The sequence below is a fragment of the Streptomyces sp. NBRC 110035 genome (genome assembly GCF_000829695.1).
GTDB lineage: Bacteria > Actinomycetota > Actinomycetes > Streptomycetales > Streptomycetaceae > Streptomyces.
On sequence record NZ_BBNN01000021.1, the window covers coordinates 1 to 24,651 of the forward strand.

General features: G+C 73.7%; 3 protein-coding genes and 1 pseudogene. All 4 read left to right on the forward strand.

The annotated features are described in order from the left end of the window. Positions 1-1,368: pseudogene (locus tag TU30_RS32845) on the forward strand (hypothetical protein); the annotation flags it as partial. A gap of 28 nt (positions 1,369-1,396) precedes the next feature. Next, positions 1,397-1,888 (forward strand): YbaB/EbfC family nucleoid-associated protein, encoded by a 492-nt coding sequence (locus TU30_RS10805; RefSeq protein WP_052479775.1) that lies wholly within the window; start codon positions 1,397-1,399, stop codon positions 1,886-1,888. 2 nt (positions 1,889-1,890) lie between these two features. After that, complete coding sequence (locus TU30_RS10810; RefSeq protein ID WP_042167834.1) at positions 1,891-2,238, forward strand: hypothetical protein; 348 nt, start codon at positions 1,891-1,893, stop codon at positions 2,236-2,238. After that, entirely contained in the window at positions 2,239-24,621 is a 22,383-nt protein-coding gene (locus tag TU30_RS10815; RefSeq protein ID WP_042167837.1) for a lonely Cys domain-containing protein, read from the forward strand. The last annotated feature ends 30 nt before the right edge of the window (positions 24,622-24,651 follow it).

A 24,651-nucleotide genomic window follows, 5' to 3' on the forward strand; every position in this document is an offset into this window, starting at 1 on the left:
AAGGCCGAGGCGGACAAGGAGCAGGAAGCCGCCAAGGCCCAGGCGGAGCAGGAGAAGGCGGCGGCCAAGGCCGAACAGGAAGCGGCCAGGACGGAGGCCGAGAAGGAACAGGAGGCCGCCAAGGCCGAGGCCGCGAGGGAGAAGGCAGCGGCCCGGGCCGAACAGGAAGCGGCCAGATCCGAGTACGAGCAGGACAGGGAAGCCGCCCGGCGGGAGCAGACCGACGCCAGGGCCGACGCCGAGGCCCAGCAGGAGCAGGCCCGACGCGAGGCCGTGGTCGAGAAGCAGCAGGCCAGGCTGGAGGCCGAACAGGCCAAGGCCGAGGCACAGGCCGACTACGAGGAGCAGAAGGCCGAGGCCCGCGCCGAGCGCGAGGCCGCCGTACGGGAGGCCGACCGACAGGAGGAGGCGGCCAGGCAGGAGTACGAGCGGGAGAAGGCCGCCGCCGGGGAGCAGCGGGACCAGGCGCGGGAAGAGGCCGAGCAGGAGCGGGCGCAGGCGCGCCAGGAGTACGAGCGCGAGATGGCCGCCGGCGCCGACGAGGCCCGCGCCCGGCAGGAGTACGACGACCGGATCGCGGAGATCGACGCCGCCGAACGGGAAGCCGTCGAGCGGGCCGACGCCGCCGAGGCCGATGCCAGGAGCGAGTACCAGCGGGAGAAGGCCGCCGCCCAGGAGGAACGGGACCAGGCGCGCACCGAGGCGGAGCAGGCGCGGAAGGACGCCAGGGCCGAGTACGACGAGCGCATGGGCGACATCCAGGCCGAGTACGACCGGATCAACGCCGACGACAAGAACATCGACGAGCTGATCCGCCAACGCCTCGCGGACCTTCCCGAGCCTCCCGACCTTTCCGCCTACAACTCCGGTGGCCCACAGGCGGGCCCGGCCGGATCGGCGTACTCCTCCGTCTTCAGCGACAACCTCTACAACCAGGACGACCTCTCCTCGGCGCTGGGACGCCCGCAGAGCGGCGGCGGTCCGGCGGCCGCCTCCGCGGACGGCACCGGCACGGGAGCGGGATCACCCGGGATGTACCCCCCGATGACGCGGGGTGCCGGTGGCGGCGAGGCCGGTGGAAACTCCGGCGAGCGCGTCAGGAACGTCATCGAGCCGGGCGTCGCCCGGTCCGGCAGGGTGGCGGCCGGCACGCCGACCGTCGACGACGAGGAACACCGCGTCGTGTCCAAGGGCACGCAGACCAGCAGCAGCATGCCCTTCATGCCGCCCATGGGAGGCATGGGCGGGGCGGGCGAAGGCAGGCCGCAGACGGAGAGCGGCGACAGGGAACGCACCACCTGGCTCGCCGAGGACGAGGACGTCTGGGGCACCGACGAAGGGGGAGCGCCCCAGGCACTGGGGCGCTGACGGGGAGGAGACCGAGTTGAGTCAGTCGATGGAAAACCGTGTGGCCCAGGCGATGGCCCACCTCAAGGCGGCGGAGGAAGCCGCGGCTTCGGCGCGCGCGGAACTGGACGCCGCGTCGGTCACCGCGCGTTCGGCGGACCGGTCGGTCCGGGTCTGTGTCGGGGCGAAGGGCGAACTGACCAGCCTGGAGTTCCTCGACGGCAAGTACCGCACCATGGCCGCCCCGCAGCTGTCCGCGGCGGTGCTGGAGGCCGCCAACGCGGCGCGGGCCGAGATGGCCCGCCGGGTCGTCGAGACGCTCGACCCACTCACCCGGATGACCTCGCGGGGCGCCGCACCCGAGCGGATGGGCGTCGACTGGGAGTCGGTCTTCGGCTCGCTGCTCAGCGAGACCTCCGTGACGAAGGGCCGGCCGACCGCGATGAGCCGGCTCCGCGACGAGATCGTCGAGGACGAGGAGGAACCCGCGGCCCCGCCCGGGACCCGCGGCACGGACGACCGACGGCAGGAGGGGAGGTAGTCATGGCCGGTAACTACTCCGCCGACATCCAGGCGATCCTGGCAGGTTCCCAGCACCTGGCCGACGCCGTCCGCTACGGCGACGAGATGCTGCCCCGCTTCGAGACCGGCTACGCCGCGTACTCGGGCTGGTGGGGCGAGGAGGGCGGCGACGACGAGTTCGCCAACGTGGTCGGTGAACAGGTCCGGCAGGAACAGGAGCAGGTGGCAGCCACGGTCACGGCCATCACCAGCGGGTTCCTGGCCCTGGTCGACGCGGTCGCCGCGGAGGCCGAGCACGTGCAGCGGCCCCAGACCCAGGCGCTGGACGACATCGGGGCGCAGGGCTCGGAGAGCGAAACCAGGCGCTGAATGGCGATCATGTTCCCGCCCGGTCTGCGGGAGTTCATCGAGGTCTGGGTGGGCGCGAACGTCGCGACCGGCAACGAGGACCTGGGCTTCGCCAGCCGCAATCCCTACCGGCGGCTGGCGGACGACGTCCGTGACCTGTCCGACGCGATGAAGGGAGCGATCTCCACCGCCGGGAACTCGCTGCCGCCGCGGATCGCCGACGAGTTCGTCGCCGCGATGAAGCTGTTCGTCGACGACAACGGCCAGAACCACCTGCAGAAGTTCTCCGACGAGCTCCGGGACATCGGCTCGCGGCAGGTGGACCGCTCGATGAAGCTCTCCGAGGCCAAGTACCAGATCCTCCTCGAGTTCATCCTGATGAACATCGAGCTGGCCCTGATCGCCGCGCTGTCCGTCTTCACCGGTGGGACCTCGCTCACCGAGATCGCCATCGCGAAGGCGCGCACCGCGCTCACCGTCCTGCTGCTCCTCCAGCGGCTGGGACGCGCCGTCCCCACGCCGCTGTCGGTCCTGCTCGAGGCGATCCAGGAGGCGTTCGTCACGTTCGCCGCGCAGCTGATCTCCATGACCGCGCCGGACGACCCGGACCGCCGGCGCAAGGGGTTCGACTGGACGGAGATCGGGCAGTCGGCGGTCGCCGGCGCGTTCGCGGGACTCTTCGGGGGCCTGTTCTCCCAGTTCAGCGCGCCGATCGTGCGCAACATCTTCAAGAACAACCACACGTGGAAGGAAGTGTTCGACCTCCCGCTCAGCTTCGTCAACGAAGGCCAGGCGGAAACCTTCGCGGAGGCCTTCACCGGCCTCATATTCCTGGGCACGTTCACCCTCAACCCCGCGACGTTCGTGAGCGCGGGCCTCAGCGGGCTTCTCTTCGAAGCCGCCTCCACCGGCGCCGAGTACGGCGGCAAGTGGATGTACGACAAGTTCTTCCACAAGCCCGACTTCGGCCCCGACGACATCAACCACCTGACGAACGGCGGGGGCGGGGGCGGGGACAGGAACGGCTACCGGGACCGAGACCGGTACGGGGACACCTACAAGGACGCGTACACGGACACGTACCAGAGCACGTACAGGGACACATACGGCAACGGCAACGCGTACCAGGACACCTACGGGAACGGGGTGCAGGACCTCACGGAAACCCCCTACGGGCCCCCGGTGTCCGGCCCCGGCCCGAACCCCGCCCCTCTGCCCCGCCCCGAGACGGTCTCCACCACCGGCACCTGGAACACCCCGTACACTCCGCCGCCCCGCTCCGGCACCCACGACGACGACTCCTCCTCCGTCGGCGACATCAGTGACCGCGCGTCGGTCTTCAGCGACGCCAGTGGCCTCTCGACGGTCTCCTCCCTCACGGACCACGGCCCGGACCACGACGCCGACAGCGCCCTCGACGGGAACCCCCACGTACAGCCCGCGGCGACCGGTGGGAACGGCACGCAGGCCGGACCGGGAGCACTGGGTGCGGGCAAACCGTCGTACACCAACACCCCCTCGGACGCGTACACGAACGCCTACGACGACTTCGCCGCGGACGACCTGGACACCACGGTCCCGGACTCCGCCCTCGGCCGGGACCTCCCGCCGACGCCGGTGAACCTGGACACCGACACCGTCTTCTCCACCCTCAGCCCCCCGGTGGCCACCGGCCCGGGGGCAGACGGGGCCACCGGCACGAACAACGGGCCGGGGAACATCCCGTCCACCGTCGGCTCCTCCGCCCCGGGGCTGCCGTCGACCCAGACGGGCGGCAACACCTCCGTATCGGACGGCACCGAGCGCCGGCAGCCGGCGGACGACGACACGACGACACCGCTCGCCGACGACACGGACACGGCTGACACCCCTAACCCCCGCACCACAGGCGACACCGACAGCACCGGCGGTACCGGCGGCACCCGGGACGTCTCCAGGACCCCCGACACGCCAGGGACTCCCGAAACCCGGTCCACTCCGGAACGCCAACGGACGGCGGACGACGACACGAGCACACCGCTCGCCGACGACACCGAGAACTCCGCGGACGTCTCCAGGAACCCGGAGACGTCCCGGACCCCCGACACCCGGGTCACGTCCGACCAGCAGGACCGGGCCACCCCGCAGCCGGACCCGCTGACGGGTCCCCTCGCACCCCCGGTCGCCCCGGTTCCCGGCGGTTCGCCGGCCGCCGCGACACCCACCCCCTCGACCACCGCCTCCCCGGCCCCCGCCCCGCCGAACGCCACCCCGCAGCAACGGCCCCAGACCACCCCGTCCGGTGAGCACGGCACCACCTCCACGGACACCGACGGCGTCACCACCACCACCGACGACCCGGCGGCCACCGTCACCCCGGACGGCACCCGTGCCCCCTCGCCCGAGGAGGCCGAGCGGTCCGGCCCGCCCCCCACGGCGCCGGAGACCGGGGCCGCGTCCGACGTCCCGCCGCCCTACCGGCCCGTACGGACCGGGTCCGGGGAACTGCCGGCCGCCGCCTCCCTGGTGGAACCGGCCCCGGCCGTCGCCCGCGAGGTGCCCCCCGTACCACCCGTCGTCGCCGACGAGACGCCGCTCAGCTCCCGGGCACCGGCCGAGATCCCGGCCGGGCCCTCCTCCCCGCCGGGCTCGCCCGACTCCCCGGACTCGATCGACATGATCATGGACTGGGAGGACGGCGACGCGTCCACGACCGACTCGCCCGAGCCGTCCCCGGCCACCGACGACCTCGACCACCGGCTGCTGACGGGGGTGTTCGGCCCCGGCGTCGAGAGCAACCGGATCTACCCCGCCCTCCGCGACACCCTCACGCACCTCGACCGGCTCCGGCAGGCCGACCCCGCGCTGCGCGACGGACCGCTCGACCTGGACGCCCTGGCCCGCCGGGTGCTGATCCTGGACACCGCCGCTGCGGTGACCGACGCGCAGCGCAGCGAGCTGTTCCGGGTGGCGATGGACCCGGCGGTGGAGTCGGCGGGCGGCCTGGCCGCCCTGGCGGCGTTCCACCTCCAGCTCCGGGGGGTGCTGTCACCCACCCGTACGATGACCGCCCCGGGCGGGGTCGTCCGGGGCCGCAACTGGACGAACGGCGCGATCCCCGACCTGGATCTCGCCCATGTCGGCAAGGTGGTCCGCCAGGCCGACGGCAGCCTGGCGCGCGGCGACGTGGGCACCGCGCCATGGCACCGCCCCGGTGAGCCGGAACCGTACGTCGTGATGACGGAGGGCGACCACCGACGGGTCGTCGTACGCGGCTTCGACGGCGCCCCGCGCCAGGTACCCATCGACGTGTTCGCCGAACTGCTCGCCCTCGACCCCGCGTTGAGCGGGCTCCCCCCGGACGTCCCCGTGGTGCTGCTCGTCCCCGACGCCGGTGCGCGGGGTCTGGATCTGCCCCGCAGGGCGGCGGACCGTACCGGCAGGGAGGTCTGGTCGGCCAACGGCACGGTGAAGGTGTCGCCCCAGCAGGACCCGGCCCTGCCGCACGTCGTCTCCCTGCAGTTCGGGGAAGGGCTGCCGCGCGCCCACTGGATCCGCAGTACCCCCGGCCAGGTGCTCGACCCGGCGGAGTACGGGAACGCGCCGGCCTGGGAGCGCGAGGTGCGGTCCCACAGCGTCGTCACCGACCGGGGCACCACCATCGGCAGAGGCGTGTTCGAGGACTCCGAGGCTCCGCGCCGGATCGAGGCGCTGCGGCTCGCGACGGAGTCGACGGAGCTGTGGCACTACAACCCGGTCACCGGGGAGTCCGCCAAGGACGACGCGCCCGTACCGTTCGCCGGCAAGCCGGTGTACGTCTTCGGCGCACACGGCCGGCCCGGCGCGACCCGGGTACCGACCATGACGGACCCGCGCCACCACACCCGGCAGCGGGAGACCGGCGGGATGCTCAAGCGGCGTCCGAGCCTGGCGCAGCTCCCCAAGGACCACGCCGTCCTGATGGAGGCGTGCTCCAGCGCGAAGCCGCCCGGTGTGGTCCGAACCCGCAGGGGCATCGACGACACCTTCGTCCCCGACCCGCTGGCGGTCGTCAGCGAGAGCCAGCACGTCGCCAACGAGACCGGGCGCACCACCTACGGCGGCACCCACACGGTCAGCTTCGCAATGCTGCCGGACCGGACGTTCGTGCACCGCCTCTACACGGACTCGCGGGGCCGGCGCGGCGCGTGGGTGGAGCACCGCCCCGAACCCGCCGGAGCCGTCCTCGACGACCGTGCCCGCGCGGCGGGCCTGCACACGGACCCCTCACAGCCGGTGTCCGACGCGACCCGTGAACGGACGCTGCGGCTGGTCCGCGCGCTGCGCCTGACCTTCGGCGCGGCGATCGAGGACGACAGCCGGTACGGGGAACTCCTCGCCGGCATCGGCGCGCTGGAGAGCATGCGCGCAGCCGACCCGGCGCTGCGCGACCTCGGCCCGTTCTCCATGGACCTGTTCGAACGCGCGGCCCACGCGGACCAGCAGGGCGACGTGGCGGGTGCCCCTGCCCCCGACGCCTACCGGGACCTGCTCACCCGGGCAGCCGACGCCGTGAGCCGCCGACCGGACATCACGCTCACCGGCTTCGTCTCCCTGCCCCACGTGACGGCCGCGGCGCGGCGGCTGGGCGGACTGTCCGACCCGGAGCTGGACACCGAGGCCGCCCGCGTCCTGCGTCTCGGCGACGGCCCGGCGGCCGTCGGACAGCCCGAGCGGGCCCGGCTGTTCTGGGCGAGCGTGAAGGCCCTGGAGTGGGAGAGCCGGACCCCCGACCCGGACGCCCTGACCGGCAGGGTCCTGCATCTGGACCGGCCGGACCCGGCCCGGCGGCCCGAGCTGCTCGGCCTGGTCGCGCAGGCGGCGGCCGTCGGCGTCGACATGGACAACCCGACCGAACTGGGCGCGTTCCACCTGGAGACGCTGGGTGCCCTCGCGCCCCGGACGCAACTGCTCGACCTCAACGGCGTGCCGACCGGACGACGCTGGTCCCCGTCCGCGCCCGACGCGACCACGGCTACGACCACGGCCACCGACCGCGTCGTCGTCGCCGCCCCCAAGCAGGGCGGCGGTTACCAGGCCGTGGGCCAGGAACGCCCGCCGTGGAGCACCCCCGACAGGTCGCCGGCCTACCTGGTGTGGGCCGGAGGCGGCCGGGACCACCTCCTCATGAACCTGCCCGGCGGCTTCCGCGGCAGGGTGCCCTACGACGAGGTCGCCGAGCTGCTGGCACGCGACCCGGTGCTCAACACCCGCCCGCAGGACACGGACGTCGTCCTGGCCGTACCGAAGGCCGCCCCTGCGGCACAGGCGGGTCCGGCGACACCCGCCGGGCCGGCCGGCAGCGGCACCCCGGACACCGACCCCCGGGCCGTCGTCAGCGCCGGCACCGGTCGTGCCGTATGGGCCTCGCAGGGCAGTGTGAGCCTGGCCCCGGCCGGGCCGTCACGGCCGTACATCCCCTCCCTCCTGCCCAGCGCGCCGGGGCGTCCCGCGGCAGCCGACTGGGCGGCCGTCCGCCCCGGCGGCACCGGAGCGGACGACATCACGTTCGCGGCCGAGGACGAGACCAAGGCTCAGGGCGAGCCGCCCTCGTCCACGGAGCCGGACCTGACGGTGGCCCTCGTCCCGAAGCCCACCGAGCCGGCCCCGACCCCTGCGGACACCCCGAGCCTCGACCGTGCCCCGGCCCCCCCGCCCAAGCGCCGCGCCCCGGTCCGGTTCGAGGACGGCAGGCGGATGCCCGAGTACGTCGACGACCTCCAGGCGCTGCTGCCACCGGGGCTGACCGCCGCCGAGCTCGGACAACTCCTCGCCAACCCGAGTACGTTCGGCCAGAGCACGGTCGCCCTGCGGGGCTTCGAACAGGCACTGGACGCGATCGACGGCGAGCTGCGGCGCAGGCCGGACGCCCGGCCCGGCAAGGGCGGCGCGCAGCTGCTGACCGACATCCGTCAGACGCTCCGGGACAAGCCGAAAACGCTGGCGGACGGAGACGGGCGTCCGTTCCCCTACCTCAACGCGGACGGAAAGGTCCGGGTCCTGTACGTCGGGGCGCGTCACTACGGCAACTGGGCCCCGTTCGACGACGGCATCGGTGGCGCCTCGAAGATCGACAGCATGCACCGGGGCGCCGCGACGTTCGGGTTCACCAAGAACATGCAGGCCAACTCCCAGTACGGCCTCGGCGGTCCGATCGGCCCGGCGGGCGCCGAGGAGTTCGGCGGCTTCGGCCGTCTCGCCCTGCGGTTCGGCTTCATCAACAAGGTCGGCTACACGCTGGCCGACCAGCGCATGAACCAGATGGAGACCCGGACGCTGGACACGTCACGGTCGTTCCTGGACGACGTGTACTACGAGCTCCGCGTCACCGACGCCACCGGACGGGTCGTCACGGGCACCGACACCGACCCGGCCGACCCGGCCCGGTTCGCCTTCGGCATCCGCAAGGGGCTCGCGGTCCGCCTGCCCGACAGCGTGACGAAGATGCCGAAACCGGGCCGGATCCCCCGGTCGATCGACCTGGACCGCAACTCCCAGTACCGCTTCGTGCGGATCGAGGGGTTCGGCCCCGTCGCGGCGATCCGCGACTGGGCTGCCGGACAGATCGGAGCCCTGCCCGGCAGCTCGGCCTACACCGAGTTGGACGTCTTCTTCTCGGGCGACAGCTTCCAACGGCACGGCGGCACGATGGCGCGCGGCCGCATCACCACCCCGCCGCTGTTCGCCGACGACAAGAAGAAGTCACCGCTGGGCGTCTTCGTGGTGGAGGAACTGGTCCCCCGGTCGGCGGTGCTCGTCGGGGAGACCGACCAGGCCGAGATGCGGGACATCAACACCTCGACGGTCCGCAGCGAGCGGAGCCGGGCCACGGGCAGAAGCCTGCTGCTGCAAGCCGTCGCCGGGCCCGCCTTCAACTTCTTCAACCCCGGTACGGCCCCCTTCGACTTGCGGCTCCAGTTCGGGCCGAGTGCCCAGTACTCGTACGCGAGGACCTGGTCGGCCGGACTCGGCGGGGCAGGCACCCTCAAGTCGGCCGGACAGGTGAAAGGCCCCAAAACCGCCCTCTACCTGGTCGTGAAGTCCGTGCGCGTGCGGCGGGCCGGCGACAACGGACCGCCGACGCGCTTCCTCACCTGGAGCCTGGACCGGATGACCAGCTCCGAGGCACGGCGGCTGGCCGGATGGGACGACGGGACCTCACTCGCCCTGCGCCACGGCGGCGCCCCGCCGTTCGTCCCGGCCTATCTGACCGTGGACCGCCCGCGCACCCTGGGCATGCACCGGGTGAAGGAGTTCACCTTCGACGACGGCCTGCGCACCCGTGTCGCACCGGACACGGCGGACGGCGTCGGCCGCACCCTGCTGGACGCGTTCGCCGACGGCGTGGTGGACGCCATCGCGCATCTGCGCCAAGGGCTGGTGGTGCCCCTCGACCAGCTGCTGCCGCCGAACCTGCCGAAGGGCTGGCGCGCCCGCTTGGACGACCTGCTCACGCACAGGCCGGACCAGGTGCTCGACGAGGCCCGGCGCCTGCCCGTGCCGCCTCAGTGGACCGATCCCGTCACGTACCGGATCGCGCTCCAGAACACCCTGCAGGTCCTCGGTGTGCTGTCCCAGCAGAACATCACCGCGAACCTGGAGGCGCTGACCACGGTCGGCCTGCCGGTCAGACTCACGGACCCCGACTCCGTCGGACAGACCTACTACACCCTCCGGGTGCACGGGACGCTGACCGGGCGACGGTACGAGGGCAAGGACGTCAACGAGGGAATGCGCTTCAGCGCACAGGGCATCGACCGGCTCGACGGCCAGGCAAGCGCGAAACGAGGCGTGGACCTGGGCTTCGAAGGCACCTTCTCGGGACGCGACAACAACGCCGACGACGCGGGGCTCCCCCGGAACACGCTCGGGCTGACCCTGGGCGCGCGCAGGGGATGGCAGTGGGAGGCGGAGACCGCCTTCGGCTCGACGGTCACCAACGAGCCGATGTCGGTGAGCAACCAGCCCACCCACCTGTACCGCTACGACATGTCCCTCACCGCGACCCTGGGCGGCTACTGGCGGCCCCGCGGCCTGATCCGCGGCCTCGGCCTCGGGCTGCCGGGACTGCTGGTCCTGGACGAGCCGGTCAACGTGCTCTTCGGCCGGACGGCGCTGGGCCACCTGAGGGGCGGCGGTCCGATGACCGGTCAGGTGCTCATCGGTGTCCCCGTCCAGCACACCCCCGACGCGGACCCGTACGCGGACGGGGCGCTCAACCCCTATCTGTCCGACGAGCCCGCCCCCGCCCCCATGGCCACCGAGCGGGCTCACGCCCTGGCGAGGGGCGACCTCGTGCTGCCCGCCGGCACCGGCGAAGGGCAGCCCGCCGGACGGCTCGCCGGCCGCGGGGCGGAGCGGTTCAGGGAGTTCCAGCAGCACCCGTTCGTGATCGTGAACATGGTGCTGTCACCCACGCTGGTCGCGGAGGTGAACCGGGTCCTGAAGGAGGCGTCGGGCAGCGCCTGGCAACTGGTGAAGGAGGGCGCCCCCACCCGGGAGGCGATCGTCCGCACCTTCACCCCCCAGTACCTCGCGGCGAGCTTCGACCAGAGTTCGGGGCCGCTGGGCCTGGTGGGCAGCGGCCTGCTGGGCAAGGGGCCGTACGGTGAGCTGTGGGGGACCTATCGGTACGCGACGACGGTCGGGGACCTGCACGCCCTCACGCCGTCGATGTCCATGGACACCGAGATGACGCTCGGCGGCACCCGGCAGGCGGCCGGCAAGACCAGCAACAGCACGAGCTTCGTCTTCGGCGGCCAGCTGGTCTACTCCGTCGCCCAGAATCCGGGGCACGGCCTCATGGGCGCGTACGGAATCGTCGCCAACCCCGTCTCGACGTCCCGCGCGCACAGTGTCAGCGTCGTCCGGACGGTCGTCGCGGACATGAACCGCAAGGGCTTCACCCACCAGGTGCTGGTGGCCGGTGACGTACACCACTGGTTCGCGCTGGTCTCCAGCCGGCTGGGGGCGGGCCGGATCGGGACGGCCGCGGCGGCCAGTGCCCTCGTACCCCGCTCACTGGCCGGAGCGGCGGGGACGGAGCTGACGAGCCCGGGCGGCCTGCTGGGGCACCTGCCGGAGAAGAGCGCGCACCGGATGGGGCTGCTCGACGACGGCATGGGCGAGGTCCCCCGCTACACGCGGCAGCTCTGGGCACCGCAGCCCTGGCTGCGCGGCGCCGCCTTCGGCACGTACGCGGTGAACGCGCTGGATCCCACCGACGTGCTGCTCGCGTTCGACAAGCGGATCCGGGAGCTGGGGCTCGACGACGAGGACCGGGAGAGGGTCCGGCAGCTGGTGACGGCCCGTGCCACGCGGGCCCTGAAGGGTGAGATGACGACCACCGGCCCGTCGACGCTGGTCACCGCCGGAGGCTGGGGCTGGGGCAGTGTGCGGATCGGCAGCCGGCGGGTGCGGGCACGGGTCGAGCTGATCCCCGGGACACCCGTGTTCGACGGGCTCGACCACAGCGCGGAGCTGGAGGAGAACCGGCGGGCCATCGAGACCGCCCAGGAGAACTCGGAGGCCTCTTCCGGGGCGGACGTGGGCCTTCTGACCAGCCAGCCGGTGTACACCGGCAACGCACAGGTCGTGGCAGCCGGACCGACGTACACCGAGGGCGGCTCCCATCGGAAGGCGGTCGCGTCGAGTCACGCGGTCACCACCGTCACGATCTACCGGGCGGCGTCCACCGAACCGCATGCGGAGATCGTCACCCCGTACCGCATGCGGATCACCCTGGAGGCCGACGACACCCCCAACACCGGCGCCCCGGCCGAGGTGGGACGGCCGGAGAGAAAGACCACGGCCCTCGACCGTTTCCGGGGCCACCTGCAGATCATTGAGGAGGACGCCGTCGGCGAGCTGCGCGAACACGTGCCGCTCAGCCTGATGGAGCCGGTGACGCCCCCGACGAAGACACCCGGGACGGACGGGACCGGGGCCACCCCGTCCGGCACCTCCACAGCCCCCCGGCTGCTGCCCGCACCCGACCCGACGGCCGACCCCGCCCTGGCCGAGGCGCCCCGGCCGGCCTCCCTTCCCAAGGCGGGAGAGGACGTACTGGTCCGGGACGGGGAAGGCGTCATGCGGTCGTTCACCTTCCCCGAGAACGGCATGCACCCCCGCGGGATCATCGGCATCGAGAACATCCGCATCGCGGGCGACCTCCTCCTCACGAAGGCGTACGACGTCGGCTTCTCCCTCCGCGCCCTCGAGGCCGAGGAGGGCCCCGGCGCCGACGCCCTCACCGGACTCCTGCGCAAAACCAGGGAGACCGGCCTGACCCGGCTGGGCACCGGCTCCGCGCAGGCGCTGGAGGACGGCACCAGCTCCACGGCGCTCACCGCGTTCTACCCGCGCACCACCGAGCCGGACGGCTACCAGGTGGCGGGGCTGACCGAGAAGTCCCTCGTGGGCACCGACACCGGCCGGCTGACCCTGCGCTCGACACCCGACTTCAGCCGCGCGCTGCTGCTGACGGTCGCCGACGGCAAGAAGCTGGAGGTGCTCAGGCGGTACGGGGAGAACGCCGGCACGTCCTCGGCCGGCGAACACAGCCAGACCGGGGCCCTCGGCGGCGGCTTCCTGTACGACTCGCCCAACAACGCGGGTCTCAACCAGATCGGACTCTTCGGCCCCGGCCCCAACGACCTCGACGGCGACGGGATGCCGGTCGGAGACGACCACCTGACCTCGCGCAACCTCAAGCCCAAGACGGACCGGTCCTTCCTGTTCGCCGTCCCGGCCACTTGGCTCGGCGTCGGCGACGTGCACCGGAGCGTCGTGGACTCCAGGCTCGCGAACAGGATCCGGGGCGGGACCTTCGGCAGCAAGGCCCGGTCGGGTCCGCAGGCGATGGAGTCCGAGACGTACGTCGTCACCTGGGTCCGGGAGGACATCGCCCGTGAGCTGAAGCTCGTCACCGACGCGAACTTCCCCGAACAGGTCAAAAAGGCATGGGACGCGGTCGGCAGTGCGAGCAAGGCGTGGGTCGACGCCGACAAGGCCTACTGGAAGAAGCGGCGCGCCTCAGCCGGCCTGCGCGCGGACCTCGACGCCGCGCAGACCGCCCTCGACAGAGCCGCCGGGATCGCCCGCGCGGCAGCGCGCCCGGTCGACCTCGCCCGGGCCGACGTCGATACGGCGGACACCGCCCTGCGGCAGGCCGGGGACGACGCGCGCCGGGACCACGGCACCGCGGACGCGACCGTGGCCGCCGCGCAGGCCGAAGTCGACGCCCTCGCCGAGAACGAGTACGGCGCCGCACCCGAGCACGACGGCTGGGCGGACCTCCTGCGGGACGAACAGGACGCCGCCCTGGACCGCCTGGCCGACGCGACAGCCGCCGCCGGGAGACTGCGGGAGGCGGCCGGTCTGCGGCTCGAAGCCGCGCGTACCGCGAAGGCCGCGGCCGACGAGCGGCTGGACACGGCTCTGCTGTCCGCGGCAGCGCCCGGCCGGAGCCTCCACGACGCCACCGCGCGCCGGGACACGGCAAGCGACGCCTTCGACGCCCGGCGCGACGAGCTGGACGCGCTCAGGGACGCGGCGGAGAAGGCCGCGGCGGAGTACCACCGGGTACGGGCCGGGGCGGACCAGCTCACCCGCTGGCACCGCCTCGCGGCCACCGAGGAGGGCCGCAAGGAGCTGGACGGTCTCGCCGAGCCGCCCGCGGTGACCCACCAGGCCCCGCCCAAGGCGTCCAAGGCGTCGCCCCCGGCCCCGCCCCGTTACACCAGGACCGGTACGGGAGCGGACACCGTCCTCACGTCTCCCGCGCAGGAGACGTACACGCTCCACGACGTGCCGGGGGACGGCGAGGCCTTCTTCCGCGCGCTCGCCCACGGCCTCGAACGCGCCGCCCCGGGACTGCTGTCCGCGCAGGGCATCGACCCCGCCGATCCGCGGGCGACGGCCGAACTGCGCCGGAGGATGGCCACCTGGCTCACCGACCACGCCGACGAGGACCTGCTGGCCGCCGTGGCCCCGGACGCCACCGACTCCTTCAGCGCGGACGAGATCGCCGCGGCGGGCCTGGACCTCGCGGCGGACACCCCTGCCCGCCGTGAGTTCGACGCCCTCGGCGGTCTCGTCCCGCACGCCGTCGACCTGAGTCCCGGGACACGTGCCGAACTGGCGGTCGCCCAGCTCCTGCGACCGGGCGACGCCGCGTCCGAGACCGGCTGGAACCACGCCGCGGCGGACCTGCTCCCGCTGCTCGCCGCACGGACCTTCGGCGTGCGCGTCACGGTGGTCCGGAGCGACGGCGGCTTCCAGGACTTCGCTCCCGAAGACCCGACGGGAGAGGGGAACCTCCGGGGACTCGTCGAGACATCCGGACACCCGGGCGCACACGTGGTGCTGAGCCTCGACGACCGCCACTACCAACTGGCACTGCCGACCGCACGGACACCGCCGGCGGACACGCCGTCCCCGGACACCCGGCAGCCTGTGCCGCCCGTGGACACCGTGGCGCCGCCCGCGCAGCCCGCGCCCCCCGTGGACACCGTGGCGCAGCCCGCGCAGCCCGCGCAGCCCGCGCAGCCCGCGCAGCCCGCGCCGCCCGCGCCCCCCGTGGACATCGTGGCGCCGCCCGCGCCCCCCGCGGACACCGTCACTCGGCCCGTTCCGCCCGAAACCCCGAAGACGGAAGGCACGAAGACGGAAGGCGAGGGATCGAAGGTCCCGCCGTCGGACGTTCAGGATCAGGAGGACGGCAAGAAGGGCTCCGGGCCGACGACGACCGACAGCCTCGGTGCGAGGGGCCGCCGCGTACGGGTGCCCGCCACGGGCGAGTGCCTCCTCTACTCCTTCATGGCCGGCGACCCCGTGCACATCCGGAGCCGTCTGCACGGCCTCGCCTCCACCGACCGCGCCGCGTACGACTGGCTCGGGCAGACCGACGCGGTACATGATGAACTGCGTCGCCAGGCCGCGATCCACTCCACGACCGGCATGGACCCGGCCGGCCCGTCACAGGCCGTGCTCCAGGCCATGCGGTCCCTCGTGGAGGACCACGTGATCCGCAGCGAGGGGCGGCTGCATCCGCAGATCGTCGGACAGTTCCGGCAGACGGTCGCCGACGCGTTCGCGGCACGCGTCCGGGGAATGAACCGGGCAGAGATGCTCGCCCGGCTCGCCCACCACGGCGTCCGGCACGTCCCCGTAGCGGAGGCCCTCGATCCCGCCGAACTGCTGAGGCGGTACGTCGACGCCCGCATGGCGTCGCAACCCGCCGCCCCGGGCGTCTCCCCGCAGGACGCCCGGGCCGTCCAGGAGGCGGACGCCGAGAACCTGAGCCCGCGCCGGATGTTCGAGCATCTCGAGCAGCACGGTCTGCTGCCGGCGCCCGACGACCTCGACGACGACGCACTGCGCCGCCTGCTCCCCACGGTCTATTCGCAGAGCGCCGCGCCGCTGGACGACCGGGAACTGCCCCTGCTCCTGGACGCCGTCGTCAACTGGGAGCAGCGCTGGGGGACACCGGAGGGAGAGATCTTCCTGCCCCTCCTGGCGCACGCGTTCGACCTGCGGGTCGACGTGGTGCGGTCGTTCCCGTCCGGTGTCCGGCGGGTCAGCGACGTGGGACCCGACGACGCCCTGCGGCAGACGGAGGTCTACTACAACGGCACCAACCACTACGAGGGCAGCGACGCCGTACCCCGCGACCGGTTCGGCGCCCCGGTCCTGCCGAAGCGGGTCAAGGACGAGGAACGCGACCAGGACGGCGACGTACGGCTGAACCCCCTGTGGGTGCCGCTGGACGAGGTGGATCCGAACCTGGTGATCACCGGGAACCGGGACGCGGTGTGGCTGTACACGGTCACCGATGACGGGCGGGTGATCCTGGGCACGGAGAGTCCGAGCGGGATCGTCACCCAGGAGCAGTTCGACGCGCTGCTGGCGGGCATGCGGGAGCGGGACCCCGGTCTGACGGCCCAGGCGCTGCGCGAGGCGCTGGACGGGCTGGGCCACACCGGCATCGCCGCCGGGTTCGTCGCCGAGGACGAGACCGGGGCCGGGGCCGGACGGACGATGCCGGGGCGCAGCCGGGTGTCCGGCGAGTTCCGCTGGAGCGAGAAGCTGCGTTCCTGGGTGGTGAACGACAAGTCGGGCCGCTACATGAGCGACCAGGTCAGGCCGGGCCTGGTCGCCGAGGAAGCCGCCGCCTGGCTGGCCAACGTGGCGGCCCTGTTCAGCGACCGGCTGGGTGTCGTCGTCCGGACCGACCAGGTCAAGACCGCCACGACCGCCCCGCCCCCGCCGTCGGCCCCCACCGCCACCCCGGCCGGCCGCGGTGTCCCGGGCCCCCTGGAGGGGGCTGGGGCGGGCACGCCGTCCGGTGACGGCACCGGCGAGCTGGACGTCGCGCGCCGGGTCGGTGCCGTGCTGCACGGCCTCGGCCACCCGGTGGTGCTGGCCGGAGCCGCCCGCGGCCGGGTGCAGTTCGGCCGGTCCCGGCCGCTGGGTGCCGTGGAGTTCCAGCTGTCCGCGGCCGCCCTGCCCGCCGTCGCCGGGATCCGCGGGGCGCTGGAGCGGGAGATGCCCGGAGCGTCGGTGCGGGTTTGGCCCGTCACGGGCGGCGGCCGTGTTCTCGACCTGTCGGTGAACGGCGTCGACATCACGGTCACGGCGGTGGACCGGCCGGCCTCCGGCACGGTCACGGTCGACGGTTTCACCGTGCCGGCGCCCGCGGACTCCCTGGCCGACGCCGCCCTCGCCCTGGCCACCGGGACCGACCCCGAACTGCGCGGACGCGACCTCCTCGACCTGCTGTGGGCGTTTCACCGCACCCCCGCCGACGGCCCTCGTACGGTCACGCCGGTGCTCGCGCGCGAGGACGCCTACCGCCTCGCGCGGCCCGTCGGTGCCGCCCCCTCCCTCGTCGTACGGCTCAGCGAACTGCTCGACTCCGCCGCCCTGGACCCCGATGCCCTCGCCCGCCACGAACAGACGTGGCGCGCCCTCGGCGTCCCCGACGCCGACCTGCCCGCGCTGCGCGCCGAGCTGACCGCGCTGGCCGACGGGCTGCGGGTCCGTCCGGAGGTGGCCGCGGACCCGGTCCGGGCGCTCGCCGCGCGGCTGCCCGGCCTGTCCACCGCCGACCGCGACGCGACGCCGGCGTCGCTGCCGCCCGCGGACCGTGAGCGGTTGGCCGGTGATCCCGTGCTCGTCGATGCCTTGCGTGCCGGGCTCGCCCCGGCCGAGTTCGCCTCGGTCGCGGCGCGCCTCATGACGCAGGTGCCCGACGGGGTCGAACAGCCCGTCTCCGCCGGTGACCGGGCCCGTGCCCAGGTCGCCCGACTGCTGCGGGACCCCGACGTCGCGGCGCGGCTGCTCAAGGGCGGTTCGCGGGTCGTGGTGGTGCCCAGGAGCGAGGCCATGACCTCCCTGGACGCCTTCCGTTTCCTGCGGGGCGCCGTCACCGGCGACGGCCGCCCCTGGGACGACGTCCGCGGTGCCGGCACGCGCACCGCGGCCGTCACCGAGGAGAACCTGCTCGGCGAGCGCACCACCGTCAGCACCGGCATGTCCGCCTATCCCGACGGCTACTCGACCACCCTGCACGAATTCGCCCACACCCTTCACCTGCACGGTCTGGACGCCGTGGACCGGCAGCGCATCACCAACACCTTCCGCACCACCACACGGGCCGGCGAGGCGGGCAACTGGCCCGACGGCCCCCTCCACGGCTACGACGCCGACGGCCGCCGCAGCGCCCCCAACTACAGCAGCCGTGACGAGCTCGAGTTCTTCGCCCAGCTCACCAACGTCTACCTCATGGCCAACGGCGGCAGCGACCCCTACACCGGGCTGCCCCGCAACAACGCCGGCCCGGAGTGGGTGCGCACCCGCCAGCCCGCCCTGTACCCCCTGTTGCGCCGGTTGTACGGCGAGGGCCCCCGGACGGCGCCCCGCCACCCGCGCAGCGTCGAACCGGCCCGTCCCCGCGGGTCGCGCCCCGCGGACGTCAACCCCGTCGAGGCCACCGACGTGGAGAACGAGGCACTGGCCCGTGCCCGTGCGCTGTGGGACGTCGCCGAGGGCGACCCGGGGGACGGCAGTGACTCCTACGTGGCCGTCCGCGCCCTGTGGGACGGCACCACCGGCGCGCACGCGCCGCAGCCGCACACTCCCGCCCCGTTGCCGTTGCCGCTGCCCACTCCGGTGCCGGAGACACGGTCCGCCGCCGCACCGCCGCCCACCGACAGCACGGTCCAGCAGCGTCTCCGGGAACTGTGGGCACTCGTCGACGCCACCTTCGGCTCCCAGCCGCTCCCGCCGGAGCTGCGCGACGGGCTGTTCAACTCGCTGCGCGTGATCGAGGCGGTGCGCGCCGGGCACCCCCGCTTCGGCGCCGGCCTGGACCTCGACGGCATCACCCGGATGCTGTTGCACCTGGCGCCGGACGAACCGGTGGACGCGGCCCGGCACTACGACGCCCTCACCCTCGTGAGCAGTGCCCATCGCCGGGGCCGGAGCGGCAGCCTGGACGCCGTCGCCGCTTACGGGCTGACCCGGCAGGGCCACCCGGAGCAGTCCGTGCTCAGCGGGGACGACGGCGCGCCGCACGGCCGGAACTGGACCGGACGTCCCGGTGTCCACCTGCACCTGGACGTGGTCGCCGATCCCCGGGGCGTCCACCCCGCGCCCTGGGGGCCCGCCGCCCACGCGTTGGTGGCCGAGAGGAACGCCGGGGGAGCGGTGCTGGCGGACGGACGACCGGTGTCGGACGAGGAGTTCGCCGAACTGGTGCTGCACGACCCCGAGCGGCAGCCGGACGTGCCCGTGGTGCTCCTGACCGGCGAGGAGGACGGCCGCAACGAGGCCCTCGCACGGGTGATCGCCGACCGCACCGGCACCCGCGTCTGGTTCACCTACGGCGACCTGCGACTCGAGAGGGCTCCGGACGGCCGCCGGGTGCCGGTCCTGGCCGCGCCGGCCTCCGGGAGCGACCCGGCGGGTACCTGGATCCCCGCCGACCCGGGACTGGTCCCGGACGACCCGGCGGCCACCGTCAGGGCCGCGAACGGCACCGTCTTCCCCGACGCCGACGTCCACTCGTACCCGCTGGTCACGGTCGACGGGCAGAGGCTGACCGGGCGGGTGTTCCTCAACGCGCACGACATGGCGATGCGGGAGGAGGCCCTGCGGGTGGTGTCCGCCATCCAGCACTACACCAACGCCGTGGAAGGGCTGCCCGGTGTGTATGCCGGGCGGCAGAGCGGCGCGCTGCCCCTGCCGCAGGGCCTGGCCGACTCCTACGTCGTCGTCGGCCACGGCGACAGCGGACGCACCACCGTGCCCCGCCGCAGCACCCGCGCCAACCAGGCGGTCCACCCCCGGCAGCTGGGCCGGATGCTGGCGCGGCGCAGGAGCATGCGGGAGCTGTCTCCCGAGACGCCGGTGTGGTTGCTGATCTGCGAGCTGTCCATGACGCGCGCCGACCAGGACCTGCTCGCCCATCCCTCCTCCGCCCAGTACGTCGCCAACGAGACCCGCCGCACCGTCTTCACCGTGGACCGGCAGATCTCGCCGAGCGAGGCCGAGGGCAGCCTGCCACCGCGCCTGATCGTGTACGACGACCCCGACGACCCCGTGGGCCACATCGAGGAGTTCCTTCCCGAGCCCGGGACCACCGCCCTCGACGCGCTCGCCGATCTGGGCGGACTGCCCGACCGGCTGCCGGACCGCACCGACCGCGCCCTCCACTGGGTGCGGGCCCTGCGCCGGACCCACGGTGTGCGCATCGACTCCGACCCGGCCCGCGAGGCGGAGTTCCACGAGCTGATCGAGGGCTTCGGCGCCCTCGAAAGGCTGCGGTTCCAGGCGGCCGGCAACGCCGACCCGGGCCTGCTCACCTGGGGCGGGATCCAGCACATCGTCGGCCGGTACACCGCCCGGCAGGGCTGGAACCGGTCGTTGACCGCCGGTTCCCTGGCCCACCTGCTGCGTGCGGCACACGCCGGCCGACTGCTGCCCTCCGACGCCGCAGGACCCACCGCCCCCGCCGCGCCGCCGGCCTCCCCCGACACCCCGGCCCCGACGGACACGGTGTCGCGGCCGACCGGTCGGGGAGCGTTGTGGGGCACCGACGGGGGCGGGACCGTCTCCGACGGCGCGCAGTCCGACCCGGACGACGCCGTCGGCCCCGCTGACGCCGGACCCGCCGAGCCCGCCCCGGAGCTTCCCCCGGCCCGGTCCCGGGTCGCCTTCGAGCATCGCCACCGGGACATCACCGATCCGGTCCAGCGCCGGCAACTCGCCGAACTGGCCGAGGAGATCGTGGTGTCCGGCCTGCGGGACCTCGGGGCCGGTCTCCGGATCCCCAGGACCACGGTCACCGGTTACAGCAACGGCCCCCGCTTCGCGCTGTCCGGCGGTGCCGTCGAGCACGCCGGGACGGTCGGCCGGCAGCGGGCGGACGCCGTGCGGGACCTCCTCCTCGAGGAGATCCGGCGTCAGCTGGAACTCAACGAGCGGGCCGTGCGCAACGTCGCGGAAGTACGGGGCGGCACGGTCCGGGCCGAGGACTTCCCGATCACCACGGAGAGCGGCGGCCGGGACATCGGCGCCGTCGGCCCGATCGACGGCGCCACCGGGCGGGCGGCACGACGCCAGGCGGTCGTCACGGTCGACCGGTCCCCCCTGTCTGCGGCAGCCGCCCGGCTCGGAGAGCTGAGTCCGGAGATTTTCGACCCCGAGGACTACTTCGCCGACCCGGACAGGCTCGCCGGGGACATCCTGCACCTGGACGACAACCCCGGGGACGACCCCGACACGGACAGCGACCCCGACACGGACAGCGACTCCGACAGCTCCGTCGATCCGGACGAGGCCGAGTCGGACGACGGGTCCGCGGACTCCGCCGCTCCGGCAGCGGTGCGTTTCGACGCCGACGACCTGTCGAACCGCGTGCGCAGGCTGTACGAGCTGGTGGACGAGGCGACGGCGGCCGGCCGGGCGACCGGTCGGGCGTCGCTGACCGCGTATCACCTGGGCAAACAGGGCATGCTGTCCGACGCCACCCGCCTGACCGCACCGGACGGCGCCCCGCTGGGCCGGAACTGGACGGGCCGGCCCGCCCGGGACGTGGACGTCTCCTCGTACGACGTGGTGGACGGAGGGAGCCGGGACTCCCAGCCCTCGCCGTGGGCACGCCGGCCCGGTGCTCCCCTCCCGTACGTGATCGGGACGAAGGACGGTGACCACACGAAGGTCGGGCTGTCCCTGCCGGACGGCAGCAAGCGGTGGAAGCTGTCGTCGGAGGAGTTCGCCGAGCTGCTGGCGCTGGACGAGGAACTGGCGAGCCGCGAGGACGCCGCCGAGGTGGTGCTCGTCTCGCAGAACGCCGGCGCCATGGGGCTGGACCTGCCGCGCCGGGCCGCGGCCCGGGCGCGCAGGACACTGTGGTCGCACAGCGGCGAGGTCGGTCTGAAACCGCACCCCGACACCGGCCGCCACCGCATCGAGGTCATCGACGACCGGGCCTTCGAAAGCGGGCCGCTGGGCGAGTGGATCGGCAGCGGGCCCGAGGACCTGGGCCCGGACGAGGGACGGCCGGAGCCCGGGGAGGGCGTCCTGCACACGACCGGGGGGAGGACCCTCGAGGACGGGAAGGTCATGTCCTTCACCCTCACCGACGAGGGCCGGCCCGTCGGCCGTGCGGTGCTCAACGGCACCGACCTGCTCCAGTTCGAGCCGTTGCTGCAGACCATGATCCGGTCGACGGAGTGGTCCGTCTACGACCCGCTCACCAGTGAGCCGGTCGGAGACCCCCGGCCGGTTCCCTGGAAGGGCCGAAAGCCCTACTTCTTCCTGGCCCACGGCCTGCCGGGCCAGACCCTCATGGTCAATGAGTTCCAGAGCAACGTTCCGGTCCGGGGTTCCGAAACCGGTGGCTTCCTCCGGCGGCGCCGAAGCGTGGCACGACTGGACCGGAACAGCCCCATCGTCTTCCTGTCCTGCTGGGGGAGCGGACCGGAGGGACACACCGCCGCAGCCCTGAAGCGGAGCCGCCCGTTCGTCCCCGACCCGCTCTCCGTCTCGTCGGCGGCCCAGGGCGTCTCCAACGTGACGCGGCGCGACGTCTACGCCCCCGAGAGGGAGCACTGGAGCCGCCACGCGAACGGGAGGCTGCACCACCACGGGATCCCCACCACGCCGGCGAACGACCCGGTGGACATGGTGAAGCTGCGACCCGAACCGACACCGGACGAACTCGACGCCCTGGCCGGTCTGGCCGGTCTGGCCGGTCTGGGGACGTCCCCCGACTTCACTCCGGCCGTGGCCCGGGACACGGCACTGCGACTGGTCCGCGCCCTGCGGGCGACGTTCGGCGCCGATGTGGAGCACGACAGGGACGACCCGGCCGGCACGTACCGTCGGCTGCTGCGCGGCGTCGGCGCCCTGGAGGTCATGCGCCGCGGGGACGGGAACCTGCGGGGACACGGGGAACTGACGCTCGATCTGCTCGACCGGGTCACCCGCGCGCACCACGGCCTGACGACCGCCCCCGGCACCCGGCCCACGCCGCCGGACCCCGCCGACGTACGGACGATGCTGGAGGCCGCGTCGGTACGGCTGTCCACCGATCCCCGGTCCGCGCTGTCCGACTTCGTCTCCCTGCGCTCCGTCGACCGCGCCCGCGAACTGATCGGACGGCACGATCCGGACCAGTGGGCCCGTCTGGTGCTGGGGCTGCACACGACGGCGCAGGTCACCGAGGTCCACCGGCAGAACGCGCTGTGGGCCACGGTCAAGGCGGTGGAGAGCGTGGAGAACCATCCCGACCCCGACACCCTGACGACGAAGGTGCTCCATCTGGGCGGCACCGGAGAGGACCCGCGGGACGAGGCCCTGCGGGCGGACCTGCTCCGGATGGCGGCCACGGCGGCGGCCCTCGGCCGCGACACCTACGATCCCACGGCACTCGCCGCGTACGACCTCGAACGCAACGGCGCGCTGGACGACCGGACTCTCATCACCGCCGCGAACGGTGCGAAGGCCGGACGCAGTTGGACGGGGAGCCCCGTCCCGAGCCGCCTGTGGGCGGACCGCTACGTGATCTCACCCGGTGGCGGGCTGGGCAACAGCCGGGGGGCCTTGGCGCCCTGGCACAGGCAGGGCGCCGGAAGGAGCGCCCATCCCGGCGGGTACGTGCTGGACATGAGCGGCACCACCCCGGGACAGGTGGACATGCCCTGGTCGGACAACAGCACCCGTTCGGTGCCCCACGAGGAGATCGCCGTACTGCTTTCCCACGATCCCGTCCTGGCGCAGCTGGACCGGGACGTCGTGGTCGTTCCCGTCGGGGTGGGTGCAGGGGCTCCCGAGCTGGCCGAGGCGGTCGCCGCCCGGACGGGTGCCGCCCGGAGCGTGTGGCTGCCGACGCGGCCCCTGCGGCTCCTCGACCGGCGGCCGGCGGTGAACGAGAGCCTTCTCGTGATGACCTCGCCCCAGGACAGCGCGGCGCGCTGGTCGGAGACACGTCCGCCCGAGTTGGCCGGCCAGTCCGCCGGATCCGCTTCCGCCACCGTCATCACGCTCGGCGGATCCACCCCCGTGCCCCCGGCCCTCGCCACCCCCGGGCAGGCCTGGACCGGCCAGGACCGGGACGGGACCACGAAGGCGGGAAGTGAGCACCACCGCGGCAGTGACGCACCGGCACACCCGGTGCCGGTGTCCGCGGAGGGGACCGCGCCCCCACTCGAGGAGACCACCCCCGAGGTCCTCCCCGAGGCCGGCACCGACCCTGACGCCGACGTGGGGTACGTGCCCGTCGTGCCTCGCGACACCGCCCAGCGCCAGTGGGTTGCCGGGCAGGTGACGGCCGAGGACCTGCCCGGGAATCCGCCGGCGTTCGGCGATGCCGACATCGTGGGCCTGAGCGACCTGAGGGCCGCGGGCCTCCCGGTGACCCCCGGAATGGACGTCGAGGCGCAACTCGGTGGAGGCCTGCGCGGCAGTGGACTGGCACCGCTCGACCAGGTACGGCTGCTGATGCTGCGGCCCGGTCCGTGGCCGGACGCGCTCGACGCCGTCGCGGCCACGGTGTCGCGGCGGATCTGGCGGTCGGCGTTCACGGACTTCGCGACCGCGTTGTCCGCCGAGGACCCGGAGATGAGCGCCGCCCGGGCGTGGGACACGGCCGCCGGGCTGGTACTGCCGCGCGAGGCGCACTCCGTGCTGGCGGATTCCCGGTACGCCGGGGAGAAGTTCCGCGACGCGGTGCGGCAGGTCGCCGACCTCCTGGCGGCGGGGAGGGCGGACCTCCGGGCGGCGACGCACCTCGCCGCCCGGCTCCGGCACGCTCTGGGACTGCCGCCCCTCGGGACAGGTGGTCCGAGTGCCCGGTGGGCGAAGCAGGCGGACGAGTGACGAGTGGAACGGCGGATGGCAGCCATGTGT